Below are 17,576 nucleotides of genomic sequence, written 5' to 3' on the forward strand. Positions count from 1 at the left end.
GACGGTGTTCTTCATCGTCGCCGACGTGCTGCTGACCTTCATCGCCGTCGCCATGGGCCTGCGTGTCGCGCTGCTCGCCTCGCTCGCGGCCGCCATCGGCGCTGCTTGCGGCGGGATAGTCATGTGGCGCCATGGCCTGGCCGATCCCGTCGCGGCGACAAACCTCCTGGCCGCCGTGCCCTTCGTTTCCGCCGGGATGATCGCCAAAGGCATGGCCGGCATGGCAAGCGCGGACTGGCCGCTCGCGATGCTGCGCGGGTCGATCACCGGCATTCCCTACAAGGTCTACGCCGTCGCCGCCGGCAAGGAGGGCCTGACCGCCCTGCTTTTCTTCAGCCTCACCATACCGGTACGCCTGCTGCGCTTCGCCGTGGCGAGCAGCCTCGTCGCCGCGATCGACGCGCCCCTTCGCCGCCGGTTCGACCTCAGGCGCCGCTGGATGCTGCTCGCGACGTTCTGGCTGTTGTTCTACGGCGAATTCGCGTGGCGCTGGTTCAGCTAGAGCCTTTCGCCGTTTCCTTGAACCGGCGTAACGCTCTGATTTCCTGTTGGCTCGCGCCTTCTTCACGCCAACCGGTACCCACTTCGCTCGAAGACGCTCTAGCTCCGGATCTCGATCGGCGTGCCGGTCGGCACCTTCGACCAGATCTCCTGCATCTCCCTGTTGGTGACGGCGATGCAGCCGTCGGTCCAATCCCAGAGATGGTGCACCGGTCCCAGCCAGCCCCAGCCATTCGGCAGCCCGTGGATCATGATGTTGCCGCCGGGCGAATGGCCCGCCGCATCGGCCGCCGCCTGGTCCGCTTCGTTGGGATAGGAGATGTGCAGGCTGATATGCGCCATCGATTTCGGGTTGCGCCAGTCGATGGCATAGACGCCTTCCGGCGTCTTCTGGTCACCCTCGCGGCGCTTGGGGCCGGCATCGCCGGCGCCGCCGAGCGAGATCCGGTAGGTGGCGAGCACGGCATCGCCCTGACGCAGTTCAAGCCGCCGGTCCGATTTGTCGACGATGATCCGGTCGGCCTGCCGCTCGGCAGACGCCATGGCCGGCACGGGCCCCGATCCGATGCGCGCCATGCCGTGGTGATAACCCAACATGCCGGTGACCAGCACGATGGCGATGGTGGCAACCCGAAACCAGACGCGCACGCAAACCTCGAAAACAACCGAAACCGGGGCCATCAAACCGGCAAAGCCATGCAAAGGCTAGCAATTTCGACCGAAAGACCGCCAAACATTCGCAGGTATCCCGCTCCTGCCGCGCCGCCGCGCTTCTCTCGACCCAGCGAAATTGGCCCCCCATGCGCCAGACGTCGCGCTCCCGACTATCCAGGCGATCTCTGGCAAGCTCGCCGGCCATTCGGAAAAACGTTGCGCCGGGGTACCCTTCGCGACATGAGTCGGAGCGACAGGAAAGCGAGAGGCGGATGGTCGATCTGCAACTGAAGCCGGCGCGGCGCGAAAAGCTCGCCGATATCCTTTACGGCCAGATCCTGGAACAGATCGTCTCCGGCACCTTCGCAGCCGGCGACCGGCTGCCGTCGGAAAACGATATCTGCAAGGCCTTCGAAGTGTCGCGGCCGGTGGTGCGCGAGGCACTGCAGCGGCTGCAGGCGGACGGGTTGGTCATCGCGCGCCAGGGCGCCGGCACCTTCGTCTCGCACAAGCCGCCGGGCGGACTGCTGGCCTCGACCCCGCCGGAACAGGTCGCCAGCGTGCTGCGCGTCACCGAGGTTCGCATCGCCATCGAGACCGAATGCGCCCGCCTCGCCGCCGAACGCCGGTCGGACGCCGAACTCGCCGAGATCGAAGCCCGGCTGGGTGCCTTCGAGCAGGCGCTGCTTTCCGGCGAAGCCGGGCTGGAAGAGGACTTCGCCTTCCACCTCGCCATCGCCAACGCGACCGGCAACGAGGTTTTCCCGGCCGTGCTCGAAAGCCTGAAATGCCGGATCGAGGACTGGATGCGCAGCGCCCTCAACATGACCCGCCTCGGCTCCGAGCAGCGGCGCCGCACCATCGTCGAGGAGCACCGCAACATCTTCGACGCCATCGCCAGCCAGCAGGCCGACCAGGCCGCGCTCTACACCAAGTTCCATCTCGTCGAGGCGCGCCGGCGGTTGACCGACTCGCGTCGGGACCGCTGATTTACTTGTAACTTTTCCTTACAATCCATCCCGGACGCGCGACGAGCGCCATCCCGCCGGCAAGCGGTCAGGATGGCGGCGAGGCGATCAGCCCTTCAGCATGCCGTCAATGGCCAGCCTGTCGATCGCGGCGAGTTCGTCGGCGGTGAAGGTCGGCTTGTTGCGGCTCGCCACCGCATCCTCGATCTGCGAGACCTTGCTGGCGCCGATCAGCGCGGACGTCATGCGGCCATCGCGCATCACCCAGGAAAGCGCCATCTGCGCCAGCGTCTGGCCGCGCGCCCTGGCGATGTCGTTCAGGCCCTTCACGCGCTCCAGGTTCTGCGCCGATAGCGCGCTTTCGCGCAGCGACTGAGAATGACGGACCCGACTGTCGGCGGGAATGCCGTTCAGGTAGCGGTCCGAGAGCACGCCCTGTTCGAGCGGCGAGAACATGATGCAGCCCATGCCCTCCGTCTCCAGCGTGTCGAGCAGCCGGTCCTTCTCGGTCCAGCGGTCGAGCATGGAATAGCGCGGCTGGTGGATGACGATCGGCGTGCCGAGCCGGCGTGCGATCGCCGCAGCCTCGGCCGTCTGGGCCGACGAATAGCTGGAGATGCCGATATAGAGCGCCTTGCCCTGGCGGACGATCGCATCGAGCGCGCCGATCGTCTCTTCCAGCGGCGTTTCCGGATCGAAGCGGTGCGAATAGAAGATGTCGACATAGTCGAGCTTCATCCGCTTCAGGCTCTGCTCCAGGCTGGCGATCAGATATTTGCGGCTGCCCCATTCGCCATAGGGACCCGGCCACATCAGATAGCCGGCCTTGGACGAGATGATCAGTTCGTCGCGATAGGGTCTGAAGTCGCCGGTCACCATGGTGCCGAAGAATTCCTCGGCCGAGCCGGGCGGCGGGCCGTAATTGTTGGCGAGATCGAAATGGGTGATGCCGAGGTCGAAGGCGCGGTGGCACATCGCCCGCATCGTCTCGACCTTGCCGTCATGGCCGAAATTGTGCCAGAGGCCGAGCGAGATCTCCGGCAGCTTCAGCCCGCTCCGGCCCACGCGGTTGTACTTCATCGCGCCATAGCGATTGGCGGCAGCTTCATAGACCATGGAAGAATCCTCAGGGATGCGAAGCGGGGCCTGCCGGATCAAGCCGGCAAGGCGAACGAGCCATGCACCGAAAATCGTCAAACGAAGTGACAATTCTGGGCGCTTGCCGCATCTTCGTCAAGCATCGGGCACTGCATCGCCCGGAGCGGCCTGCGTTGCGCGATCCGGCGAGCGATGCGATCAACCGGACCGGAGACTACAGGCGGACCCATCCGCCGATCGGGAGGACTGCATGACGACGAAACTCTTCGACCTGACGGGGCGGGTCGCGCTCATCACCGGATCGAGCCGGGGCATCGGCTTTGCCATCGCCCGGGGTCTCGCGGAGGCCGGCGCCACCGTCGTGCTCAATGGCCGCGATGCCAAGACGCTGGAACCGGCCGCCGCCCAACTGCGCGATGCCGGCCTCAACGCCAGCGCCTCGGTGTTCGACGTCTGCGATGCCGAGGCCGTCGCCCGGGCGGTCGACGCCATCGAGCGCGACATCGGGCCGATCGACATCGTCGTCAACAATGCCGGGACGCAGAAGCGCCTGCCGCTCGAGGATTTCACGCTCGAGCAGTGGCGCGAGGTGCTGGCGACCAATGTCGACGCCGCCTTCCTCGTCGGCCAGGCCGTGGCGCGCAAGATGATCCCGCGCAAGCGCGGCAAGATCATCAACATCTGCTCGGTGACGAGCGAACTCGGCCGCGCGACGATCACGCCCTATTCGACCTCGAAGGGCGCGATCAAGATGATGACCAAAAGCATGTGCGCCGAATGGGCCAAGCACGGCATCAACGTCAACGGCATCGGTCCCGGCTGGTTCAAGACGGAGCTGAACAAGGCGCTGGTCGAAAGCGAGAGCTTTCATGCCTGGCTGGCGCAGCGCGCGCCGATGGGCCGCTGGGGCGACACGCCGGAACTGGCCGGCGCCGCCATCTTCCTCGCCTCGGACGCGTCGAGCTACGTCAACGGCCACATCCTCTATGTCGACGGCGGCGTGACGGCAGTGGTGTAGGGACGGAGGGCCGCACGGAGCCGGCGAGCAAGCCCTCCCTCGCCGTCATCCTCGCGAAGGCGAGGGTCCATCCAGCCCAAGATTGTCCGGAGAAACCTCCCGGAAGCACGGCTGAATGGATCCCGGGTCGCCGCCCGGGATGACGCCGGGTGGATTGGCTGGCGCGGGGGCAACTCGCCAAACGAAAGACCCCTTCACCCCTCGTAGCGCGCCTCCATCAGGTCGAGTTCGCGCACCAGCTTGCGCGCGGTCTCGCTGCCGATCTTCCGGGTGCGCAGCAGCCGGAAGATCGTTATGCGCTCGGCCTTCAGCCCGGCGACGCGCAGCCTCGCCTCGATCGCCTCGATCTGGCGGGCCAGCGCCGCATCCTCGCCGGCGCGCGACTGCGCCTCGATGCGGGCGCGGTAGAGATCCATGATGCGCGCCGCGGCGGCGACATAGAGGTCGGCGTCCGGCTTGCCCTCGGCCAGTTCGTGCTGGACCCGCTCGACCTCGGCGATGGCGGCTTCGGCGGCCGCCATTCGCGCCCGGTCTTCCTCCGCCCGCTGGCCGGTATTGGTCTCCAGATGCAGGCCATGCAGCAGCAGTGGCAGGCCGATGCTGGCGGCGACCAGCGACAGGATGATCACGCCCATCGCCAGGAAGATGGCGAGGTCCCGCGCCGGAAAGGGCGAGCCGTCGTTCAGCGCGAGCGGCAAGGTCAGCACGCCGGCAAGCGTGATCGCGCCGCGCACGCCGGCCAGCGACATCGCCACGACGAAGCGCCAGCTTGGCCGCTCGATGACGATCCCGCGCCGCCGCGCCCGGAACAGGCTGAAGCCGAGCGATACCCAGGCCCAGGCGAAGCGGAGCACTGCCAGCGCGAGGTTGATCGCGAGCACATAGACCAGCAGCCAGCCGGGATCGTGATGGCCGGTCAGGCGGACCGTTTCGACGGCGCTGCGCAGGATTGCCGGCAATTGTTCGCCAAGCAGCACGAAGATGATGCCGTTGGCCGCGAACTGGATCATGTCCCAAACGGTGCTGCGGCGCACCCGCGTGGTCGCCATCGCCTGGCCCGAGGCCTCGCTGAAGCTCATGGTCACGCCGGCGGACACCGCCGCGAGGATGCCCGAGCATTCCAGATGCTCGGCCAGCAGATAGGCGGCGAACGGGATTAGCAGGCTGATCAGGATCTGCGAGCCGGTGTCCTCGCCATAGTGGCGCGCCATCCAGTTCTTGGCCGCGTTGATGATCGAGGTGACCACGAAGCCGACGCCGAGGCCGCCGACCGCGACCCACACGAAATCCGCCGTCGCCTCATAGAGCGAGAAGGTCCCCGTCAGCGCAGCGGCGACGGCGAAGCGCAGGCAGACCAGACCCGACGCGTCGTTGAGCAGCGACTCGCCCTCCAGGATGTTCATCATGCGCTTCGGGATCGGGACGCGCGCGGCGATGGCCGAGACCGCGATCGGATCGGTCGGCGACAGCACGGCCGCCAGGGCAAAGGCGACGGCGAGCGGCATGGCCGGAATCATGGCATGGATGAAGAGCCCGACGCCGAGCACGGTGAAGACGACGAGACCGAAGGCGAGCGCCAGGATGGTCTTGCTGTCGCGGACCAGCTCCTCCTTCGGGATGCGCCAGCCATCCAGGAACAGCAGCGGCGGCAGGAACAATAGGAAGAAGATGTCGGGATTGAGTGTGACCTGGAAGTCGCCGATCAGCCCGATCGCCCCGCCGAGCGCGATCTGGACCAGCGGGCGCGGGATCGGCAATCGCAGCATGCGTGAGAGAAACTCGCTCACCACAACGGCGAGCAGGAGCACGAGAACGATCGTGATGGTTTCCACTGGCCCGCGGGTCCTGGCTTCGGGAGAGACGGCGCGATATACGCGACGACGGATGCCAAGGGACAGTGGCAGTTCGACTTTTTCGCGGCTGGCGGCGCAGAAACCTCGCCGCGCCCCCGAAGAATCATGGGCGCGGCAAGTCCGACTTTTTTTGACGATCCCGTCGGCCTCTTGGGGCATATTCGGGCTCCCGCGAGGAGAAGGGAACCATCCGATGCTCTACGCCATCCTTTGCTACCATTCCGAAGCCGTCGTCACCGCCTGGACCCAGGAGGAAGACGATGCGGTGATGGCCAAGCTGCACGTCGTGCATGAAAAGCTCGCCCGCAACGGACAGCTCGGCCCGACGGCAAGGCTGCACCCGAGCAAGGCGGCGACGACGCTGCTGAAAAACCAGGACCGGGTGATCGACGGGCCCTATGCCGAGACCAAGGAACAGTTGCTCGGCTTCTACGTCATCGACGTGGCCGACCGAGACGCGGCGCTTGAAGTCGCGCGCGACCTGACGCTGGCCAATCCCGGCGGCGCCTACGAACTGCGCCCGATCTCGCTGTTCATGCCGGGCGGCGGCCTTCCCGACGCGGTCGAGACGGCCTGATCCCGCATCATCGCGCGAAACGCACGGAACGCATGCCATGAAAACCGACTGGAACCTCGTCCGGGACATGCTGAACGCCGCCGTCGACGCCTGCGAGCGGATCGAGGCGACGGGTTTCGCCCCGGCCGATCGCGACGCGACGCTCGACGTGCGCGGCCAGGCGGTCAGCATGCACGACTTCCTCGTCAGCGCCTGGACGTTCCCGGAAAACATCCGTTACCAGATCATCCGCGATCGTCATGACGCGCACGCCGACCGGCCCTATGTGCCGGAAACGGCGCGCATCCTTGTCGCCATGGCGGAAGCGAGTGCCGAACTGATTGGCGGTGCCAAGGCAAAGCCGGCCGATGCCGCCATTCGCCAGATGATCGACTGGTATCGCAACGATGCCGCGCCCGGCATCGAGGCGGCCATCACCCAAAATCGCCACACCTGAACAGCGAAGCCGCGCGCTGACCGCGCGGCTTCGCTCCGGCTTCGATCAGTTCTTCAGCCGGTATCCAGTCTTGAAGATCCAGGTGATGATGCCGAGGCAGATCGCCAGGAAAACCAGGGTCATGATGACGCTGATGCCGACATGGACGTCGGCGGTGCCGAAGAAGCTCCAGCGGAAGCCGCTGACCAGATAGACGACCGGATTGAGCAGCGCGACCTTCTGCCAGACCGGCGGCAGCATGGTGATCGAATAGAAGCTGCCACCCAGGAAGGTCAGCGGCGTGACGATCAGCAGCGGCACCAGCTGCAGCTTCTCGAAGCCATCGGCCCAGATGCCGATGATGAAGCCGAACAGGCTGAAGGTGACGGCGGTGAGCACCAGGAACAGCAGCATCCAGAACGGATGCTGGACCTCGATCGGCACGAACAGGCCGGCCGTCGCCAGGATGATCAGGGCGAGGATGATCGACTTGGTTGCCGCCGCGCCGACATAGCCGACGACGATCTCGAACGGCGCCACCGGCGCCGACAGCACTTCGTAGATGGTGCCGGTGAATTTCGGAAAATAGATGCCGAAGGACGCGTTGGAGATGCTCTGCGTCAGAAGCGACAGCATGATCAGCCCGGGCACGATGAACGAGCCGAAGCTGACGCCGTCGATCGCCTGCATGCGCGAACCGATCGCCGCGCCGAAGACGACGAAATAGAGCGAGGTGGAGATCACCGGCGCGATGATGCTCTGCAGCACGGTGCGGCCGGCCCGCGCCATCTCGAAGAGATAGATCGCGCGCATTGCGTGAAGATTCATGACCGCTCACTCACCAGGCTGACGAAGATCTCTTCCAGCGAGCGCTGGCTCGTCTGCAGATCCTTGAAATGGATACCGGCCTTGCCGAGCGCACCGAGCACGTCGGCGATGCCCTTCTGCTCGGCATCGGCGTCATAGCTGTAGATCAGCTCGTTGCCGCCATCGCCGAGCGCCAGGCCATAGGCGCCGAGGCCATCCGGAATGGCGTGCAGCGGCTCCTGCAATTGCAGCGTCAGCTGCTTCTTGCCGAGCTTGCGCATCAGCTCGGCCTTTTCCTCAATCAGGATGATCCGCCCCCGATGGATGACGCCGATCCGGTCGGCCATCTCCTCGGCTTCCTCGATATAGTGGGTCGTCAGGATGATGGTGACGCCGCTTTCGCGCAGCTGCCGCACCACTTCCCACATGTCGCGCCGGAGCTCGACATCGACGCCGGCCGTCGGCTCGTCGAGGAACAGGATCTCCGGTTCGTGCGACAGCGCCTTGGCGATCATCACGCGGCGCTTCATGCCGCCGGACAGCGTGCGGAGCCGGGAATCCCTTTTGTCCCACAGCGACAGCTCGCGCAGGATCTTCTCGATATGGGCCGGGTTCGGCGGCTTGCCGAACAGGCCGCGACTGAAGGTGACGGTCGCCAGAACAGTCTCGAACGCATCGGTCGTCAGTTCCTGCGGCACCAGGCCGATGCGGGAGCGGGCGGCGCGGTATTCGGTGACGACGTTATCGCCATCGGCCAGCACGGTGCCGGTCGAGGGATTGACGAGGCCGCAGATGATGCTGATCAGCGTCGTCTTGCCGGCGCCGTTCGGGCCGAGCAGCGCGAAGATTTCGCCCCTCTGGATATCGAGCGACACGTCTTTCAGCGCCTCGAAGCCTGACGCGTAGACTTTCGAGAGATTCGCGACGGAAATGATGTTTTGCATGACGCCGATAATAGCCGAGGCCAACGGCGTTTCGGCGAGATTTATGCAACAGCGCCCTCAAATTTCAGGGCGCGGCGACATCCTTGACCGGCGGGCGCTTGGGGTATTCGTGCCGCGGCGGCAGCCAGTGGTGCAGCGAGGCGACGCCGACGAGGCCGATGCTGCCGCCCAGCACGACGCCGAGCAGCGTGCCGCCCTGGATGGTCGAGGTGGCGGCGAGGATGGGAATGGCGCCTGCGGGCGGATGGGTGATGCGCAGCATCGACATCAGCGCGATGGCGACGCCGACCCCGGCCGCCGCCGCGACCCAGGCGCCGGGAAAGAAGGCGAGCGCCAGCAGCGTCACCGCCGTGGCGACGAGATAGCCGCCGATCACATTGGCGGGCTGGGCAAGCGGGCTCGCCGGCTGGCCGAACAGCAGCACGGCCGACGCGCCGAACGGCGCGATCAGGAAGGGCTCCTGTGTCAGCGCCGCCGCCGCTCCGACCGCGCCAATGCCGATGGCCCCGCCAAGACCGGATTTCAGATGCGTCAGCGTCGTGCCGGAGCGCACTTCATGGCGGGTGACGAAGGGACGAAGGCGACGGGTCATGGGGCTGCTGTGCTGGAAAAATCGGGCGCCCGGAGAATGGGCTTGCCCTTTTAGGCGAGCCTCGACGAAAAAACGAGCAATCTGGGTCTAGAAAACCCCTCCCTGGCGGAAAACGCTGGCTGTCCGGCCTGCACACGCGGGCTCGCTGCTGCGGGGCCACCTTTCCACAGCCCTGCGGGGCACGGACGCGGCGAAAGAATCTGGAAAGCAGGCCCCCCTATGATCGGGCTTGACGGAGGGGATGTTCCGTTCGGCCGCGTCGGTGGGCGATGCCGCGATCCAACTGCACCGAACCAACCATGCGCTGGCGCCTGATCCGCATCCTGTTTCTGATCTATGTGGCATGGGCCATCTTCGCGCTGCTGCTCGTGCCGCTGAGCGCGTTCGGAATGGTGGCCGAAAACCCGCTGGCCGCCGTGCTGGGGCTGGTGCTCGGACTGCCCTGGAGCGTGTTGCTGACCTGGTGGATCGACAGCTCCAGCCCGATCGTCAACTTCCTGCTGCTCGCCCTGGCGCTCGCCATCAATGGCGGCATCCTGCGCTACCTCTCCCGTCGTCCCCGCCCGGCACCGCCCGAGGAAGAGGATGACGACGAGGAGGAAGAGCTGGATAACGACGAAGACGATCCCGACGCGGATCTCGACGATGACTGGGACGAGGATTGGGATGAACCGGAACCGTCCCGCCCCCGGCGCCGGTAACCGGATCCGGCTGAGCCTTCGTGGCTCGGCCCAGCGTCACACCAGCCTCAACATGCCGAGGAGGCCCGGCGCGCGCCGCCCCGCCTCCCCTAGAACGCCAGCTGGACCTTCATGGCGCGCTTGCGGTCGCCGGCCGTTTCGAACGCCTCGCGGGCATCCTCGATGCCGAAACTGCCGGTGAGCAGCGGCCGCAGGTCGACCTTGCGCGCGTCGATCAGTTGGACCGCCAGCGGGAATTCGTCATGGAAGCGGAACGAGCCCGTCAGCGAGATCTCCTTCGCGACGACGACGTTCTGCGGCAGGGACAGTTCGCCGCCGAGACCGACCTGGACGATGGTGCCGCGCGGCCGGACCACGTCGAGGCCGGAGCGCAGCGCCCGCTCGTTGCCGGAACATTCGAACATCACGCCGATGCTGCCCTTGTCGACGGCGAGCGCGGCCAGCGCCTCCGGCTCGCGCGCCATGTTGATGGTGCGGTCGGCGCCCAGTTCGCGGGCATAGGCGAGCGGCTCGTCGACGACATCGGTGACGATGATCTCGGCCGCGCCATGGAATCGGGCGGCGGCGACGGTGAGCGCGCCGATCGGGCCGCAACCGGTGATGAGCACGCGCTTGCCCAGCAGGGATGGCGCGCGCGACAGGGCATGCAGCGTGACGGCGAAAGGCTCGGCCATCGCCAGTTCGGCGACCGAGGCCTTGTCGCCCTTCTCGCACTGGGTCGCCATGCAGACTAGTTCCTGCCGGAACGCGCCCTGGATGTGCGGCATCGGCATGGCGCTGCCATAGAAGCGCATGTTCAGGCACTGGTTCGGCAGGCCCTCATAGCAATAGCGGCAGGCGCGGCAGGGGCGCGACGGGTTGACGGCGACGCGGTCGCCCGGCTTGACGCGGGTGACGTCCGGCGCGACGGCGGCGACGGTGCCGGCCACCTCATGCCCCAGGATCATCGGCTCGCGCAGCTTCACCGTGCCGAAGCCGCCATGCTGGTAATAGTGCAGATCCGAGCCGCAGATGCCGCCCGCCTCGATGCGAACGGTGACTTCGCCCGGCCCCATCGCCCCGACTTCCCGCTCTTCGATCCTGAGATCATGGGCGGCATGAATGACGACGGCGCGCATTGGTTCTCTCCCTCGACAGGCTTTTTGTTATCGATATCAGGATCTCACCGCAGTGCAAGCGAGGGCGGGTCCCGCCACCTCACCCGCGCCACGCCCGCTTGACAGTCCCTTGTTATCGATATCACGCTGGTTCCACGACCAATCAAAAACGGCTCTGGGGAGTGATCGCGTGAACCTGTTCGATCTCAGCGGGCGACTGGCCCTCGTCACGGGCGCCAGCAAGGGCATCGGCTATGCGGTGGCGGAGGCGCTCGCCTCGGCCGGCGCCCGCATCGTCCTCAACGCCCGGGACGAGACGCGGCTGGAACAGGCGCGCGCCGAACTCGCCGCCAAGGGCTATGACGTCCGCACGGCGGCCTTCGACGTCACCGATCCCGACGCGGTGACCGCCGGCATCGAGGCCATCGAGACCGAGATCGGCCCGATCGACATCCTCGTCAACAATGCCGGCATGCAGCACCGCACGCCCCTGCAGGACTTCCCGCTCGAGGCGTGGCGCAAGATCGTCGCCACCAACATCGACAGCGTCTATCTGGTCGGCCAGGCGGTCGGTCGCCGCATGATCCCGCGCGGACGCGGCAAGATCATCAATATCGGCTCGGTGCAGAGCGAAATGGCACGGCCGGGCATCGCCCCCTACACCGCGACCAAGGGCGCCGTGAAGATGCTGACCAAGGGCATGGCGACCGACTGGGCCCGCTACGGCATCCAGGTCAACGGCATCGGCCCCGGCTATTTCAAGACCGAGCTGAACGCCGCCCTGGTCGCCGACGAGGCGTTCTCCGGCTGGCTCGCCAACCGGACGCCGGCCGGGCGCTGGGGCGACGTGCAGGAACTGGCCGGCGCCGCGATTTTCCTCGCCTCCGACGCCTCCAGCTTCGTCAACGGCCACATCCTCTATGTCGATGGCGGCATCACCGCCAGCCTCTAGCCACCTTTAGGCGCGCGGCCGGCTCGCCGGCCGCGCTTGACAGGTCCAACATTGTTATCGATAACAAGAGCAACCGGACAAAGAGCCGGACGATGCGAATAAGCGGTGACCGCGCCGCATCCAGGAGGGAACACCATGATCGACGGAGGGGTCCTCCGCTTCGACGACGTCGCCAAATCCTTTGGCGGCACGCGAGCGCTGAAGGGCGTCAGTTTCGAGGTGGCGCGCGGTGAAGTCGTGGCGCTGCTGGGCGAAAACGGCGCCGGCAAATCGACCTTGATCAAGATCCTCGGCGGCATCTTCCGCGCCGATAGCGGCCATGTCACGATCGGCGGCGAACCCTACCGGCATCGCGCCCAGGCGCGCGGCGAACGCCAGAAGGTCGCCTTCATCCATCAGGATCTCGGCCTCGTCGAATGGATGACCGTGGCCGAGAACATGGGCCTTGCCCAGGGCTTCGCCGGGCGCGGCGGCAAGCGCGGCCTGATCGACTGGAAATCGACCGAGCAGCGCGCCGCGACGGCGCTGGAACTGGTCGGCTGCGATCTCGACCCGACGACCCGGGTCCACGCGCTGAGCCGCACGGAGAAATCGCTGGTCGCGATCGCCCGGGCTCTGGTGGTCGATTGCGACTTCCTCGTTCTCGACGAACCCACCGCCAGCCTCCCGGCCGACGAGGTCGAGCGCCTGTTCGAGGCGATCCGCCGGCTGCGCGCCCGCGGCGTCGGCATGATCTACGTCTCGCACCGCCTCGACGAGATCTTCCGCATCGCCGACCGCGTCGTCGTGATGCGCGACGGCCTCAAGGTCGGCGAAAAGCCGGTTTCCGAGACGACCCCGGACGAGTTGGTCAGCCTGATCGTCGGCTCGACGACGCTGGAGCTGTTCAAGAAGGGTGAACTCGGATCCGGCAAGGTGCGCGTCGCCATCCGCGACCTGGAGACGCCCTCCGCCGGGCCGGTCTCCTTCGATATCCGCCAGGGCGAACTGCTCGGCCTGGTCGGCCTGCGCGGCGCCGGGCAGGAGGAAATCGGCCGCGCCCTTTTCGGCGCCGCGCCGCATCGCGGCACGATCGAGATCGACGGCCAGGCGCCGGACCTCTCCTCGCCGCGCGCCGCGCTCCAGTCCGGCATCGGGCTGGTGGCACGCGACCGCACCGAGGAATCGGTCGCCTTCTCGCTTTCCGTCCGCGAAAACGCCTTCCTCAACCCGGCCGCCATCGGTCGCGGCCTGCTCTCCTATCTGTCGCCCCGCGCCGAAGCGCGCCAGGCCGTCGAACTCGGCGCCTCTGTCGGCCTTCGCCCCAACGATCCCGATTTGCCGATCGAGGGGCTTTCCGGCGGCAACCAGCAGAAGGTCGTGGTCGGGCGCTGGCTCGCCACCAACCGCCGCCTGCTGATCGCCGAGGATCCGACCGCCGGCGTCGATGTCGGGGCCAAGGCCGAGATCTACCGGCTGATCGCGCAGGCGCTGGAAAAGGGCCTCGCCGTCGTCGTCGTCTCGACCGATTTCGAGGAAATCGCCCATATCTGCCATCGGGCGCTCGTCTTCAACCGGGGCAGGATCATCGCCGAGCTGACCGGCCCTGCCCTGACCACGCAATCGGTGATCACCGCGGCCTCCGCGTCGGAAGCAGCCTAGAACCCTTCGTTTAGTCGCGTTTTCTTCCCGCGAACCGGATCCGACTTCGCTCGAAAACGCTCCAGGAACCGCGCCCATGTCCATGAACTCCGTCCGCTCCGATGCGCTGGAACCGACCCGCAGCGAATTGAAGAACGCCTCCTTCGGCGAGCGCCTGCGCCGCCGCATCCCGGTCTATGGCCTGCCGATCCTGCTGGTGCTGCTGATCGTGATCTTCTCGCTGATCCTGCCGCAGACCTTCCCGACCATGCTGAATGTGCGGTCGATCATCTCGGACAAGGCGATCATCGCCCTGCTCTCGCTCGCCGCCATGATCCCGATGGCCGCCGGGAAGATCGACCTGACCGTCGGCTACGGCATCGTGCTCTGGCATATCCTGGCGATCAGCCTACAGACCATGGCCGGCATTCCCTGGCCCTTCGCCGTGCTGATCGTCATCCTGCTCGGCGCCTGCGTCGGCCTGCTGAACGGGCTGCTGGTCGAAGTCGCCCGCATCGACAGCTTCATCGCGACGCTCGGCACCGGCACCGTGCTCTACGCGGTCGCGCTCTGGCACACCGGAGGCCGCCAGGTGGTGGCGCAGCTGCCGCAGGGCTTCCTGTCGCTGAACGGCACCATGGTGTTCGGTCTGCCGATCACCGGGTTCTACGTGATCGGCCTCGCCATCGTGCTCTGGCTGATCCTCGAGCACCTGCCGATCGGCCGCTATCTCTATGCCATCGGCGCCAATCCGAAGGCCGCAGCGCTCAACGGCATTCCCGTCCAGCGCTACACGATGGGCGCCTTCGTCGCCTCGGGCGCGCTGACGGCGGTCGCCGGCGTGCTGCTCGCATCGAAACTGCGCATCGGCCAGGCCAGCGTCGGCCTCGAATATCTGCTGCCGGCTCTGGTCGGCGCCTTTCTCGGCTCGACCACGATCAAGCCGGGTCGCGTCAATGTCTGGGGCACGCTGGCCGGCGTCGCCATCCTGGCGGTCGGCATCGCCGGCATCCAGCAGTTCGGCGGGTCGTTCTGGGTCGAGCCGATGTTCAACGGCGTCACCCTGCTGATCGCCATCGGCATCGCCGGCTATGCCCAGCGCCGCCGCGGCACCAACAACAAGCCATTCAAAAAGACGGGCGCTTAAGAACCCCGTCGCAACTCGGAGGGAAGTTCATGAAGTCACGCAACCTGTTGCTTGCCGCGGCCAGCGCCGTCGCCCTGATGGCCATACCCATGGTCGCCCACGCCGACGCCTTTGTCGACGAGGCGAAGGCCGTCGTCGCCAAGGCCGTCGGCCGCGCCGACAAGTGGGATGGCCCCACCACCGGTCCCAAGGCCGTCGGCAAGAAAACCGTCGTCTATGTCGCGGGCGACATGCGCAATGGCGGCATCCTGGGCGTTTCCCAGGGCGCCAAGGAAGCGGCCGAAGCGATCGGCTGGGACTATCGCGAGATCGACGGCCAGGGCACGGTTTCGGGCCAGGCCACGGCGCTCTCGCAGGCGATCGCGCTGAAGCCGGACGCCATCATCGTCGGCGGCAGCGATGCCGTCGAGCAGAAGGCCGGACTGGAGGGCGCCGCCAAGGAAGGCATCCTCATGGTCGGCTGGCATTCCGGCCCCGTCCCCGGTCCGCTCGAAGGCACGCCGATCTTCGCCAATGTCACCACCGACGCGATGGAGGTCGCCAAGGTCGCGGCGATGAAGGCGATCGCCGATTCCGACGGCAAGGCCGGCGTGGTCGTCTTCGCCGATTCGACCTATGCCATCGCGATCGCCAAGGGCCGCGCCATGGAGGAATGGATCAAGAAATGCGCCGGCTGCTCGGTCGTCTCCTTCCAGGACACGCCGCTCGCCGACGTCTCCACGCGCATTCCGCAGCTGACCACGACGCTGCTGCAGCAGAATGGCGCGAAGTGGACCCATTCGCTGGCGATCAACGACCTCTATTACGACTTCATGCCCCCGGCCCTTCAGGCCGCCGGCATTGCCGGCGACGGAGACCCGCAGAACATCTCGGCCGGCGACGGCTCGGAATCGGCCTACCAGCGCATCCGCGCCAAGGACCATCAGGCCGCGACCGTGCCCGAGCCCCTGACGATGCAGGGCTGGCAGTTGATCGACGAGCTGAACCGCGCCTTTGCCGGCGAAAAGTGGTCGGGCTACGTGCCGGGCGTCCATCTCGTGACGCCGGACAACGTTGCCTTTGACGGCGGCCCGAAGAACGTCTTCGACCCCGACAACGGCTATCGCGCCGAATACAAGAAGATCTGGGGCGTCCAGTAAGCGCCATGTCCTGACCGGCGGCGGCCTCGCGCCGCCGCCGGTTACCCCCATGTCAGGCCCACCGCCCCGGAGAGAGACCGGCGCCGCGCCGGCGCTCGCCCCGGTCGAGGTCGTGCGCCGCGCTCTGGCGCTCCGGGCGTGCCTGGGCTAACGACGACGCTTCGCCGAGGCGGCATCGCCCGTACCCGGACGTTTCAGCCTTTTTCCCCCGGCGCGGCATCGCCCGCGCCGCGCCCCCTGGACAGAGACAATGGCGACCGATCCCCCCGGCCGAACGCCGAAGAGCCAGCCCACCATGGCCGACGTCGCCGAGCGCGCCGGCGTCTCGACGATGACGGTATCGCGCGCGCTGAAGAAGGGCGGCCCGATCTCGGACGAAACCCGCCGCCGGATCATGGCCGCCGTCGACGAACTCGGCTACGTGCTCGATCAGACCGCCGGCACGCTCTCGTCCAAGCGCTCCGGTTTCGTCGCCACGCTGATCCCGTCGATCAACAATTCCAACTTCTCCGACACGGTGCGCGGGGTCAGCGAAGCGATCGAAGGCAGCGGATTGCAGCTCCTGCTCGGCCGCACCGACTATCTCGTCGAGAAGGAGGAAACGCTGCTCGAATCCATGCTGACGCGCCGGCCGGAAGGCATCATCCTCACTGGTGGCTCGCACAGCGCGCGCTCGCGGCGGCTGCTGGAATCGGTCGGCATTCCCGTCATCGAGACCTGGGACCTGCCGCAGGCGCCGGTCGAGCATGTCGTCGGCTTTTCCAACGCCGCCGCCATCCGCGCGCTCGTTCACGACCTCTACGTACGCGGCTACCGCAACATCGGCTTCATCGGCGGCACCAGCAATCGCGACACCCGCGGCGCCGATCGCCGCGTCGGCTACACCCAGGCGATCGCCGAACTGCAACTCGGCCCAGCCCGCATCATCTCTTTCGGAAGTCCGCCGATCTCGATGGAACAGGGCGGCGAGGCGATCGTTCAGCTGGTCAAGCAATGGCCGGAGGTCGACGCCGCCATCTGCGTCTCCGATCTTTCCGCCTTCGGCGCGCTGATGGAATGCCACCGGCGCGGCTGGGCGGTGCCGGACCGGATCGCCATCGCCGGCTTCGGCGATTTCGAGGTGTCGCGCTGTGCCCATCCGCGCCTGACGACGGTTTCCGTCGATGCCTTCGAGATCGGCCGCACGGCCGGCGGCCTGCTGCTGCGCGCCATCGAGGCGCGGCGCGAGGGCCGGCTGCTTCCCCCGGAAACGCACACGATGCCGTTCCGGGTGGTCCAGCGCGAAAGCACGTGACCGGGCCATAGCTCCGATCCCGCGCGTCGAGGCGCGGCACACGCAGATCGCCCCCCGGAAGCCACGTCGCCCGGCGTCCATCTGAGATATTTATAACGACATCCGCTCGGCAAGCGGCGCGACGCTGGAGACCTGCGCGCCGCCCGATCCCGGTTGCCCCCATGTCTTTCGGGTTCAAGAGCACCATCCGGTCAGGAAT

Annotated in this window: 18 protein-coding genes; 11 read left to right on the forward strand and 7 right to left on the reverse strand. The window is 66.8% G+C overall.

Features of this window, described 5'->3' with window-relative positions; genetic code table 11:
• Positions 1–4: 4 nt before the first annotated feature.
• A complete protein-coding gene (locus tag OSH10_RS02215) occupies positions 5–502 on the forward strand; it encodes a hypothetical protein (protein ID WP_266329854.1) in 498 nt (165 codons plus the stop codon).
• Positions 503–600: 98 nt separating this feature from the next.
• On the opposite strand, the gene OSH10_RS02220 is transcribed toward OSH10_RS02215, so the two are convergent.
• The gene (locus OSH10_RS02220) at positions 601–1,098 is read right to left on the reverse strand and encodes a L,D-transpeptidase family protein (protein WP_266330367.1); all 498 of its coding nucleotides are present in this window, start codon (positions 1,096–1,098) and stop codon (positions 601–603) included.
• Between the two features lie 329 nt (positions 1,099–1,427).
• On the opposite strand from OSH10_RS02220, the gene OSH10_RS02225 reads away from it, so the two are divergent.
• Positions 1,428–2,144, forward strand: coding sequence for a FadR/GntR family transcriptional regulator (locus tag OSH10_RS02225; protein WP_266329856.1), 717 nt, complete (start codon positions 1,428–1,430; stop codon positions 2,142–2,144).
• An 87-nt stretch (positions 2,145–2,231) separates the two neighbouring features.
• Here the strand turns inward: OSH10_RS02225 and mgrA are convergent, their stop codons facing one another.
• Positions 2,232–3,239 carry an L-glyceraldehyde 3-phosphate reductase gene (mgrA, locus tag OSH10_RS02230; protein WP_266329858.1) on the reverse strand — a complete coding sequence of 336 codons (1,008 nt, stop codon included), beginning with the start codon at positions 3,237–3,239 and terminating at the stop codon, positions 2,232–2,234.
• 232 nt (positions 3,240–3,471) lie between these two features.
• Between mgrA and OSH10_RS02235 the strand changes: the two genes are divergently transcribed.
• Complete coding sequence (locus tag OSH10_RS02235) at positions 3,472–4,239, forward strand: glucose 1-dehydrogenase (protein WP_266329860.1); 768 nt, start codon at positions 3,472–3,474, stop codon at positions 4,237–4,239.
• Positions 4,240–4,433: 194 nt separating this feature from the next.
• Here the strand turns inward: OSH10_RS02235 and OSH10_RS02240 are convergent, their stop codons facing one another.
• A complete protein-coding gene (locus OSH10_RS02240; RefSeq protein ID WP_266329862.1) occupies positions 4,434–6,071 on the reverse strand; it encodes a Na+/H+ antiporter in 1,638 nt (545 codons plus the stop codon).
• Between the two features lie 214 nt (positions 6,072–6,285).
• On the opposite strand from OSH10_RS02240, the gene OSH10_RS02245 reads away from it, so the two are divergent.
• Together OSH10_RS02245 and OSH10_RS02250 are read left to right on the forward strand one after the other, a co-directional pair.
• A complete protein-coding gene (locus tag OSH10_RS02245; RefSeq protein ID WP_266329864.1) occupies positions 6,286–6,669 on the forward strand; it encodes a YciI family protein in 384 nt (127 codons plus the stop codon).
• A 37-nt stretch (positions 6,670–6,706) separates the two neighbouring features.
• Complete coding sequence (locus OSH10_RS02250) at positions 6,707–7,105, forward strand: hypothetical protein (RefSeq protein ID WP_266329866.1); 399 nt, start codon at positions 6,707–6,709, stop codon at positions 7,103–7,105.
• Between the two features lie 45 nt (positions 7,106–7,150).
• Here the strand turns inward: OSH10_RS02250 and OSH10_RS02255 are convergent, their stop codons facing one another.
• From OSH10_RS02255 to OSH10_RS02265, 3 genes are all read right to left on the reverse strand, one after another.
• Positions 7,151–7,912 carry an ABC transporter permease gene (locus tag OSH10_RS02255; protein ID WP_266329868.1) on the reverse strand — a complete coding sequence of 254 codons (762 nt, stop codon included), beginning with the start codon at positions 7,910–7,912 and terminating at the stop codon, positions 7,151–7,153.
• Positions 7,909–8,835 carry an ABC transporter ATP-binding protein gene (locus tag OSH10_RS02260; protein WP_266329870.1) on the reverse strand — a complete coding sequence of 309 codons (927 nt, stop codon included), beginning with the start codon at positions 8,833–8,835 and terminating at the stop codon, positions 7,909–7,911. Before OSH10_RS02260 ends, OSH10_RS02255 begins: the two co-directional genes overlap by 4 nt.
• 64 nt (positions 8,836–8,899) lie before the next feature.
• Complete coding sequence (locus OSH10_RS02265) at positions 8,900–9,427, reverse strand: HPP family protein (protein ID WP_266329872.1); 528 nt, start codon at positions 9,425–9,427, stop codon at positions 8,900–8,902.
• Between the two features lie 299 nt (positions 9,428–9,726).
• Between OSH10_RS02265 and OSH10_RS02270 the strand changes: the two genes are divergently transcribed.
• Positions 9,727–10,128, forward strand: coding sequence for a hypothetical protein (locus OSH10_RS02270; RefSeq protein WP_266329873.1), 402 nt, complete (start codon positions 9,727–9,729; stop codon positions 10,126–10,128).
• Between the two features lie 89 nt (positions 10,129–10,217).
• Here the strand turns inward: OSH10_RS02270 and OSH10_RS02275 are convergent, their stop codons facing one another.
• A complete protein-coding gene (locus OSH10_RS02275; protein WP_266329875.1) occupies positions 10,218–11,246 on the reverse strand; it encodes an L-idonate 5-dehydrogenase in 1,029 nt (342 codons plus the stop codon).
• A 169-nt stretch (positions 11,247–11,415) separates the two neighbouring features.
• Here OSH10_RS02275 and OSH10_RS02280 point away from each other — a divergent pair, with 169 nt between their 5' ends.
• The 5 genes from OSH10_RS02280 to OSH10_RS02300 all read left to right on the forward strand — a co-directional run bounded on the left by OSH10_RS02280 (position 11,416) and on the right by OSH10_RS02300 (position 17,377).
• Entirely contained in the window at positions 11,416–12,177 is a 762-nt protein-coding gene (locus OSH10_RS02280; RefSeq protein WP_266329877.1) for an SDR family oxidoreductase, read from the forward strand.
• A gap of 135 nt (positions 12,178–12,312) precedes the next feature.
• Positions 12,313–13,818: a sugar ABC transporter ATP-binding protein gene (locus tag OSH10_RS02285; protein WP_266329878.1), complete on the forward strand. Its 1,506-nt coding sequence runs from the start codon at positions 12,313–12,315 to the stop codon at positions 13,816–13,818.
• 82 nt (positions 13,819–13,900) lie between these two features.
• Positions 13,901–14,944: an ABC transporter permease gene (locus OSH10_RS02290; RefSeq protein ID WP_266330368.1), complete on the forward strand. Its 1,044-nt coding sequence runs from the start codon at positions 13,901–13,903 to the stop codon at positions 14,942–14,944.
• Positions 14,945–14,973: 29 nt separating this feature from the next.
• Positions 14,974–16,083 (forward strand): ABC transporter substrate-binding protein, encoded by a 1,110-nt coding sequence (locus OSH10_RS02295; protein ID WP_266329880.1) that lies wholly within the window; start codon positions 14,974–14,976, stop codon positions 16,081–16,083.
• A gap of 295 nt (positions 16,084–16,378) precedes the next feature.
• Positions 16,379–17,377 (forward strand): LacI family DNA-binding transcriptional regulator, encoded by a 999-nt coding sequence (locus tag OSH10_RS02300; protein WP_266330370.1) that lies wholly within the window; start codon positions 16,379–16,381, stop codon positions 17,375–17,377.
• Positions 17,378–17,576: the final 199 nt, after the last annotated feature.

This window comes from Kaistia defluvii, assembly GCF_026343955.1.
GTDB lineage: Bacteria > Pseudomonadota > Alphaproteobacteria > Rhizobiales > Kaistiaceae > Kaistia > Kaistia defluvii.